Origin of the sequence: Pseudomonas asturiensis (assembly GCF_900143095.1) — a bacterium.
GTDB classification, from domain to species: domain Bacteria; phylum Pseudomonadota; class Gammaproteobacteria; order Pseudomonadales; family Pseudomonadaceae; genus Aquipseudomonas; species Aquipseudomonas asturiensis.
The window spans coordinates 228596-235852 of record NZ_FRDA01000008.1 but is presented as its reverse complement, the minus strand read 5'-3'; the positions used below and the strand labels follow the sequence as shown (position 1 = coordinate 235852).

9 protein-coding genes, 4 pseudogenes and 1 riboswitch are annotated in these 7257 nt (G+C 53.9%); of the genes and pseudogenes, 3 read left to right on the top strand and 10 right to left on the bottom strand.

Annotation, left to right across the window (positions count from 1 at the left end; translation table 11 throughout):
• Window positions 1–111: 111 nt before the first annotated feature.
• The 8 genes and pseudogenes from BUB69_RS16395 to BUB69_RS16360 form a co-directional block, all read right to left on the bottom strand.
• A pseudogene (locus BUB69_RS16395) lies at window positions 112–306 on the bottom strand (phosphopyruvate hydratase); the annotation flags it as partial.
• Window positions 307–379: 73 nt separating this feature from the next.
• On the bottom strand, window positions 380–721 hold the full coding sequence (locus BUB69_RS28885; protein ID WP_003317535.1) for a hypothetical protein: 342 nt from the start codon (window positions 719–721) through the stop codon (window positions 380–382).
• Between the two features lie 94 nt (window positions 722–815).
• Window positions 816–1082, bottom strand: coding sequence for a hypothetical protein (locus tag BUB69_RS16385; RefSeq protein WP_003317536.1), 267 nt, complete (start codon window positions 1080–1082; stop codon window positions 816–818).
• Window positions 1083–1124: 42 nt separating this feature from the next.
• On the bottom strand, window positions 1125–1448 hold the full coding sequence (locus BUB69_RS16380; RefSeq protein WP_003425060.1) for a DUF190 domain-containing protein: 324 nt from the start codon (window positions 1446–1448) through the stop codon (window positions 1125–1127).
• Between the two features lie 80 nt (window positions 1449–1528).
• Window positions 1529–1894 carry a hypothetical protein gene (locus BUB69_RS16375; RefSeq protein WP_003317538.1) on the bottom strand — a complete coding sequence of 122 codons (366 nt, stop codon included), beginning with the start codon at window positions 1892–1894 and terminating at the stop codon, window positions 1529–1531.
• Window positions 1891–3237: a voltage-gated chloride channel family protein gene (locus BUB69_RS16370; RefSeq protein WP_011267047.1), complete on the bottom strand. Its 1347-nt coding sequence runs from the start codon at window positions 3235–3237 to the stop codon at window positions 1891–1893. The genes BUB69_RS16375 and BUB69_RS16370 overlap by 4 nt, the downstream gene beginning before the upstream one ends.
• A gap of 80 nt (window positions 3238–3317) precedes the next feature.
• Window positions 3318–3390, bottom strand: a riboswitch (Fluoride riboswitch).
• Between the two features lie 95 nt (window positions 3391–3485).
• Window positions 3486–3809: a DUF190 domain-containing protein gene (locus BUB69_RS16365; protein WP_003425054.1), complete on the bottom strand. Its 324-nt coding sequence runs from the start codon at window positions 3807–3809 to the stop codon at window positions 3486–3488.
• A gap of 115 nt (window positions 3810–3924) precedes the next feature.
• Window positions 3925–4563, bottom strand: a pseudogene (locus tag BUB69_RS16360) (arsenic resistance protein); the annotation flags it as partial.
• 91 nt (window positions 4564–4654) lie between these two features.
• Between BUB69_RS16360 and BUB69_RS29665 the strand changes: the two are divergent.
• Window positions 4655–5089, top strand: coding sequence for a MerR family transcriptional regulator (locus BUB69_RS29665; RefSeq protein WP_003425026.1), 435 nt, complete (start codon window positions 4655–4657; stop codon window positions 5087–5089).
• 137 nt (window positions 5090–5226) lie between these two features.
• Window positions 5227–5435, top strand: a pseudogene (locus tag BUB69_RS29140) (hybrid sensor histidine kinase/response regulator); the annotation flags it as partial.
• An 87-nt stretch (window positions 5436–5522) separates the two neighbouring features.
• On the opposite strand, the gene BUB69_RS16350 reads toward BUB69_RS29140, so the two are convergent.
• The gene (locus tag BUB69_RS16350; RefSeq protein WP_003425025.1) at window positions 5523–5747 is read right to left on the bottom strand and encodes a DUF6555 family protein; all 225 of its coding nucleotides are present in this window, start codon (window positions 5745–5747) and stop codon (window positions 5523–5525) included.
• 222 nt (window positions 5748–5969) lie between these two features.
• Between BUB69_RS16350 and BUB69_RS16345 the strand changes: the two are divergent.
• A pseudogene (locus tag BUB69_RS16345) lies at window positions 5970–6305 on the top strand (DUF1264 domain-containing protein); the annotation flags it as partial.
• Between the two features lie 125 nt (window positions 6306–6430).
• Here the strand turns inward: BUB69_RS16345 and BUB69_RS29660 are convergent.
• Window positions 6431–7219, bottom strand: coding sequence for a methyl-accepting chemotaxis protein (locus BUB69_RS29660; protein WP_407075192.1), 789 nt, complete (start codon window positions 7217–7219; stop codon window positions 6431–6433).
• Window positions 7220–7257: the final 38 nt, after the last annotated feature.

Genomic DNA, 7257 nt, shown 5'->3' with positions numbered 1-7257 from the left:
CGCTTGCCGGCATATTCGAAATCGGAAAAGCTCATCTGGCTCATGGGCGGCTCGGATCAGGTGGTCAGGCGTATTTCAGCACATTTGAAGACTTGTTCGGAGATTCCTTAACACTCCCTTGCCGGAGTACCGCTGTGTATCTTTGTCACGCAACTCAACTGCTTCGTGAGCGCCTGTAGAGGCACCGGACGGTACTGAAGCCCGGCCCATGGCGCCGCACTCCAAGGTGACGTCGACTTCAACGGTAGGGTTACCGCGTGAATCGAGAATTTCACGTGCATGAATGGCCTGGATTTGCGTTTTCATTGATCTTCTCCAAGTAACGATTCGGGAGCGTCATTAACCATTTGAATCCGTTGAGAGGCCTCTATGTCGGACGTCAGCTCTCCATGAGTATCCTGAACAGCTGCACTGCCGACACCGCAATTGCGGGAACCAAGAAGCCTCCAATAATTAGTTCAGGAATCTCTCCCACCAAGGGCATGAACTGCCCTCTTTTTGCCATCTGGAAAAGCTCCATCATTTGGTTTGAAGCAACCATTACAGAGCAGCAATACGCCGTCTGGGCTTGTAGCCTGACGCGCCTTTGATTTAGCAGATGAAAGGTCAGCAAGGACACTCCAACGCTTACGATGAAAAGCGCGGCGAACTCATAGACGGATCCTGTGAAAAACCTGCCCATCACAAGCCCGAATACGATGCTCAGCGTCACTGCGCTCATGTGGTCTCCCAATTCTCTAAAATGATTTTGATGAGCCGACGTCGGTGAGCTCCATTTCGCGATCTCATCTTTGGATTGCCAACCGCCATCGCGCTCAATGTTGCTGTGCTCTCAGCTCGTAGCCCGGTACGCAGGTCTGGGCTACGTCGGCCTTGCAGGACTTTTCACTGGGCATACGCATCGTGACTAATGCGCCTTCGAGCGGGGTGACGACGTACCACCCCTCGCTCGAAATCTTTTGATTGTCTGCGATGCCCGCCAGAAAAAGCGACCAAAAAACCAGTCCTACGAGGAGCTGCCTGTTGTCATGAGCCCAGTTAGCGGGGGCTGGCTGTGGACGTAGGTTATAAACTCGGTACATGGCGTTTATCCTTTTTATCGGTTGTCCAACAAGGTGCGTTTTTTAGTTTTTCGCCTGGCCCACTCGACCGTATTCGATGGGCAATTTGATATAGCTCAGTGAAAACGACTCCTTGGCCAATGCCTCCAGCAACCTGTCGCACCCAATTTCATCAGTGGATATAGTCACCGTGACGGGATGGTCGGCACCGCCGAGGAAATGCGCCGTATGCAAATGCCCCAAATGATCTAGCCCCTCTGTACCGCTCACCAACGTCGCACCCAACGCGCCCTCTCGCTTGGCGAACTCGACCAACCACTCTCCCAGTGGAAGGTGCTGGTAGTTGGTACTCTGTTCGGTGAAAAACGTCAGTTGAAAGCCGTTCATAGCTACATCCTCTAATGTCGCGAGTGACCGACGCTTCGGTCGGCCTTACCTCTTCATTTCCGAGCTGTTTTCAAACTGAATTACGACGCGTCAGTGAGCGGTAACTCACATAAGAGAAGAACTGCTCGCACCTTGCGTAACTCGTCAGCGTGGTCGCGCAGGTATGCGCGCAGCTTGTCCTCTGTATCTAGCAATTCCAGACACTGGGGATGACGCATATCGCCAAGCTCCGGGTGATGATGGGAGATGCGATGGCCTGGCAAATAACCTGCAGAAATCGTCTTGAGCATGACCTGCTCAATTCTTGCTTTTTGAGCAACTTTAAGGAGGTGCTGGGCTAGTGCAGGTGCGCTTAGGTGGTGCCAGAAGCTGGTCACGCGAGCCCGGCTAGCGCCAGGAAAATAGAGTTGCAAAGCTGTCAGGCGATCTTGGTGATGTTCAATCATTTCTCTTCCCCCGCAAGAGTCACTTTCCGCTCGCTGGCGGATTCACTTTGAGCATGAAATTGCTTGATATCAGAGAGCCGGATTTCCTCCGGAAGAGGACGGTGATGCTTGCTGTGGCCGACGCGCTGGGCGTGATAGATCCCGGTGTGTCCGGATACGAGGTAACTTGCGATACAGGCAATGGCTGCAAGCGGAGCAATTTCGGGCCCGAAGAGCTCCATGGCCATAACGATGGTTGCCAGTGGCGTATTAGCTGCACCGGCAAAGACGGCGACAAAGCCGATACCAGCCAGCATGCCGAAGGGAAGGTGCAAGAGGGGAGCCAGCGCATTCCCCAAGGTGGCACCGATGTAAAACAGCGGTGTGACTTCGCCGCCCTTGAATCCAGTCCCCAGGGAGACAACGGTGAACACCATCTTTCCAAGCCAGTCCCAAGGGGCCATTGGCATTTGAAAGGATTGGACGATGCTCGGAATGCCTAGCCCGATGTACTTATCAACGTCGATGTAATGGTTACTACCGAGCGCCCACACTGCGACTGCGATCAGCAGGCCGCCGGCGAAGGGTCTTAATGGTGAATAGGTGATAAGCCGCTTAACGAAGGCTCCGAGCTTGTGGGTCGCAGTCGCGAATAGCAGGCCGGTAAGGCCAAAGACAATCCCAGCTGCCACCACAGCCATGACGCTCCACAGCTGCACCGGAACCACTTCGCCAATGACGTAATGCGTGTGAACCACGCCCCAGGCTTGCCCCACCTGGTCAGCAACGATTGCCGCAACCACGCAAGGGAAAAGCGCGTCGTAACGCATACGTCCAATGGCCAATACTTCAAGTCCGAATAAAGCCCCGGCAAGAGGGGTGCCGAAGACGGACGCAAAGCCAGCACTGATACCGGCCATGAGAATCACCCGACGGTCTTCGCGGCGCAGACGGAAGACATGCGTCAGTTGATCGGCAAGGGCACCGCCCATTTGCACCGCCGTCCCCTCACGTCCCACAGATGCACCAAAAAGGTGGGAAACCACGGTTCCGATCAGCACCATCGGCACCATGCGCAAAGGCACGATCTTCTTAGGATCATGGATCTCATCGATGATCAGGTTGTTTCCGGCATCAACGGGTTTGCCTATCAAGTGATATGCAAGTCCCACAGCAAAGCCGGCCACTGGCAGGAGCCAGATTACCCAGGGATGGGTTTCTCGCCACTGGGTGGCATGATCCAAAGAAAGCAGGAATAACGCAGAAGCAGAGCCTGCCAAAAGAGCTACAAGACCAGCAAGCGCAAGCCATTTCGCTATATAGGGCAGTAAGTCGAGTTGTTCAGGTCGTCGAAATTTAGACATTTGGCCAGCCACAAAAAATAAGTGGGCCTGACCAAAGAAGGGATTCTAAGCGCGAACGCCTACAGACCTGGTTTGATCAGGTTTCTGTAGGCATCATCAGCTGCTACGGGCGCAGCGGTTTGTTAATGGAGGAATGCCATCTCCAATGCGCCGATCTTAGCTAGGTCTGTCCAAAATGTAAAATCGTGTTTCGGAGTACGAGGCAAGCGAAGGCGTCTTCGAGTCACCGCTTACGAAAGAGGGCCAAACTAGGTGACCTCTGTTCCGACGAAGCCCAGCTCAACTGGGGTTTTTATGTAAAACAACGAGATATCTTCAAGCTCCAATCGCTTGAATAACTGTTCAGATTCGTCCTCGGTAATGGCCATACGAATTTCGGTAGGCTGATCCGCTAGTTCAAAAAAATGCGAGGAATGCAGCCGGCCGGTATGCCCAAAGCCTTCGATACCTGTGGACAGAGTCGCACCCCGCAGTCCCATTTCTTTCGCCAAATCAACGACCCAGTCGCCGAGCATCTTTCCCTGATAGCGACGATTCTGTTGAGTAAAGAAGGTCACCAGAAAAGCTTTCATGTTCCTCTCCTCAGCGCGTGTTGATTATTTGATAGGACAGAAGCCCGGCAGCCGTCATTACCAGCGAGCCCACGACGTGTAGTGAAACTGAGCCTAGCGCCCAGGGCAGCCTACCCATCACGACCAATACAGCCGCCATAGCCGGTACAGGCATCCAGGCCCATGCGTTGTTCCAGCTTTCAACGATGCGTGATCTCTTTGCCCCGGCAGCTGTTGCTACCGCTAAGACCAAAGGCAAAGCGATCAGCATCACAAAGGCCTCAACAAATGGGCCTATAGAAATGACCACTGTTGAGTCGTTACCCAGCATGAAGGTCAGGTACACCGGCAGCAGTACAAGCTGCATCAAAAGAAGCAATGGGGTGGCCGCCAGAGTGAGTTTGGAGTCGCCTTTACCGATATGGGTAAAAACCACCACATAGTCGATACAAGGCGTCAGCAAGACCAACAGGGCACCCACCAAAATCGCCGGGTGATTGGTTATCCCCATCGTCAATGCCCAAACCAGCAAGGGGATGGCCACGAAGTTGGCTGTGAGCAGCGCCGCCATGAAACGCTTATTTGCGAGGCCATTACGGAGATCCAAGAACGGGATCTGTAGAAACATGGCGTACATCAGCACTGCGATGGTGGGTGTCACCGTCGACCCTAATGCTTCAGACGCACTGGGGGCGAGCAGGCCTCCGAGGGCCGCGACAATGACCGCGACGAAGTAAATGGGAATCTGGTTAGTCTCTAGCTGTTCTCTGTCCACAAAATGCCCTTCAAGCGCGTGAAATTATTTTCTGAAGACAGGTTAATATCTGTAGCTGCTACAGGTTCAAGAAAATGCTTGGGGAGTTTGCATGTCAGGAATCGGGGCGCTGTCGAAATCAACGGGTTGCCACATTGAAACGATTCGCTACTACGAGAAAATAGGCCTTTTACCTCCCGCCCTGCGGTCGACTGGGCGTCATCGAATCTATACTGAAAAGCATCGATCAAGACTCGTCTTCATCCGGCAGAATCGTGAATTGGGTTTCCCGCTCGAAGATATCCGAGAACTCATCGCGCTCGCAGCAGATGCTGATCGTCCGTGCGCTGACGCGCTTTCGGTGGTCAAGAAGCACCTAGCGGAAGTAGAGTCGAAGGTAGCAAAGCTTCAGCAAATCCGGGTAGAGCTGCTCTCAATGGCAGGTATGTGTGAGTCAACATGCTTAGGTTCGAACACTCCAGACTGCACGATTGTTGAGTCACTTTTTGAACCTGCTGCTGGGGTTCGCTCTGGTTGCTGCTCCTAGACGAGTCAAGAGCATAGGGGGAGCAAGCTGCCATCGAAACCGAATAGCGCGATAGCCTCGACAGGGTGTTTCGAGCGTCCGTCTACACCAAACGGGCTGGTACAAGATGTGTTCGGCAGACGCTTACGACCTGATCAATTCCTGGTGGAATGAAAGGCGTGACGCTGGCCCGGGAAGCCAAGCGCTTTTACCCCACTCCAAAGGTGTCGCTGAAAACTGGTTATTCCGAAAACTCGCTAGAGCCTACGGATGCGGGGGGATTTTGATGTTATCCAAATCTTACGTGCCCATCGATCTGGCTAAGAAGGTGAGGCAAGTGCTGGAGGGGCCCAACGGGGTCAGATGACTATTCGTTCTTGTTCAGTGCAGCCGTCAAAGCCCGCCAGCTTGCTCTAATGGTGCATTGATACACCATGCGAGACTGAGCTGACTACTAAGCGTGCGACCACTGCACCTGGACAATACCGTGCCGCTTGGCGAGTGGCTTGCTAACGATCTGGACCCTGTCTCGGCGATATTTCGGGATCTGCGCTACCCCCGAATCCACTGCAGCCCAGTGCCAGGCCTCAGCATTGCTCATGATTTCCGCGCTGACGTAAAAGCTCTTGTCGGCACCATTGTGCACGTACTCGATTCGATAATGAGCGGAGTGTGGCATGGGCAATTCCTTTCCCGGAATGTGACGAAGTTCCCTTATTCGGAAAATCCCCAAGTTCCTAAGTTCCGTCTCTTTGAATCACCTCACCAGCTCCGGCAATGGCGGCATAGTGTTTAGTCCACACTGAGGCCTAAAGGCAAGTGGCGAATCCCCGATCTGTTATCAACCAATCTTCAGGCCATGAAGCTCAATTGCTGTGGAGTCACTCAGATTGCTGACCGGGTGGAGCGACTGGCTCATACCCATGGCAAGACGTGGCACACCTGGCACACCGATCAAGACAAAACACTTCCCCTAGGTGTTCCACAACTGATGATGGGGTTCACAGCTGACGGCCAGGCTGATCCCGCAATGCAGCAACAACGCAACCAACGCTTGGGAATCGTCAAGTCGGCAATCAAAGCTCAACGAGCCGATATTCAGATCCCCAAAGCAGATCCAGGTGCGGATGGATGGCAGCATGGGAAGACAATTCAGATCAACGATCCTACGGGACATCTTCACGGGCCCGCAACGTCACCCACCCCACAAAACACAAACAGCCGATCAACCCAATAGCCAATAGACTGTGCAATCCCTGCAGGCTCACGCTCAGGGAGGACGGTATATCGCCAAGGCACAGTCGACAGTCTAGGTCCGATATCCAAGGACATCGGACGAGTCCGCTGACGTACGTGAATACCTTAAACCTTGAAACGATTGACCAGCTGATTCAGACTAACCGCAAGCTTCGACATCTCGTTGCAAGCGCTTGCAGTCTGGCTTGCACCTGCAGAACTTTGGGAGGCCAGCTCGCGAATGCTAACCAGATTGCGATCGACTTCCCGGGCGACGTGCGCCTGTTCTTCCGAAGCGGTGGCGATGAGAATGTTACGCTCGTTGATGCCCGTAATAGCTGTCGCGATCTGGTCAAGCGAACTGCTGGCATCGCCTGCGACGCTTAGGGATTCTGCAGCCAGTTCTCTGCTGGTGGCCATCGCCTTCACGGCCTGGTCAGAATCGTTCTGAATGGCCTGAATCATCTGCTCAATTTCTTGCGTAGACACTTGCGTGCGGTGAGCGAGGGCTCGAACTTCGTCAGCAACGACTGCGAAGCCTCGGCCTTGTTCACCCGCCCTAGCGGCCTCGATCGCGGCATTGAGCGCAAGCAGATTGGTCTGCTCAGCAATGGCTCTGATCACCTCAACCACTTTGGAAATGTTCTGTGCACGATTGGACAAGCCAGTGATCTGCTCGCTGGTGTCGCGCACGTTGCTCGACAGCTTTTCGATGGACTTAAGCGTCTGCGATACACGCTCCAAACCAACCTCCGTATAGCCCTGACCTTTCCTGGACTCTTCGGAAGCTGATTCGGCATTGCGTGCTACCTCGTCCACTGCAGCGCTCATCTCGGTGACAGCAGTTGCAGCCTGATTTACTTCATCATTCTGCGACACCAGGCCAAGGCTGGATTGCTCAGTCACCGCGGTCATTTCTTCCGAGGCGGCAGCCAGTTGGGATGAGGAGTCAG

What these genes read in the sequence shown, in the direction of transcription:
- BUB69_RS16350 (WP_003425025.1), bottom strand. Translation starts at nt 5,747, where the DNA reads ATGCCACACTCCGCTCATTATCGAATCGAGTACGTGCACAATGGTGCC.
- BUB69_RS16375 (WP_003317538.1), bottom strand. Translation starts at nt 1,894, where the DNA reads ATGATTGAACATCACCAAGATCGCCTGACAGCTTTGCAACTCTATTTT.
- BUB69_RS16370 (WP_011267047.1), bottom strand. Translation starts at nt 3,237, where the DNA reads ATGTCTAAATTTCGACGACCTGAACAACTCGACTTACTGCCCTATATA.
- BUB69_RS29665 (WP_003425026.1), top strand. Translation starts at nt 4,655, where the DNA reads ATGTCAGGAATCGGGGCGCTGTCGAAATCAACGGGTTGCCACATTGAA.
- BUB69_RS16380 (WP_003425060.1), bottom strand. Translation starts at nt 1,448, where the DNA reads ATGAACGGCTTTCAACTGACGTTTTTCACCGAACAGAGTACCAACTAC.
- BUB69_RS29660 (WP_407075192.1), bottom strand. Translation starts at nt 7,219, where the DNA reads ATGACCGCGGTGACTGAGCAATCCAGCCTTGGCCTGGTGTCGCAGAAT.
- BUB69_RS16365 (WP_003425054.1), bottom strand. Translation starts at nt 3,809, where the DNA reads ATGAAAGCTTTTCTGGTGACCTTCTTTACTCAACAGAATCGTCGCTAT.
- BUB69_RS28885 (WP_003317535.1), bottom strand. Translation starts at nt 721, where the DNA reads ATGAGCGCAGTGACGCTGAGCATCGTATTCGGGCTTGTGATGGGCAGG.
- BUB69_RS16385 (WP_003317536.1), bottom strand. Translation starts at nt 1,082, where the DNA reads ATGTACCGAGTTTATAACCTACGTCCACAGCCAGCCCCCGCTAACTGG.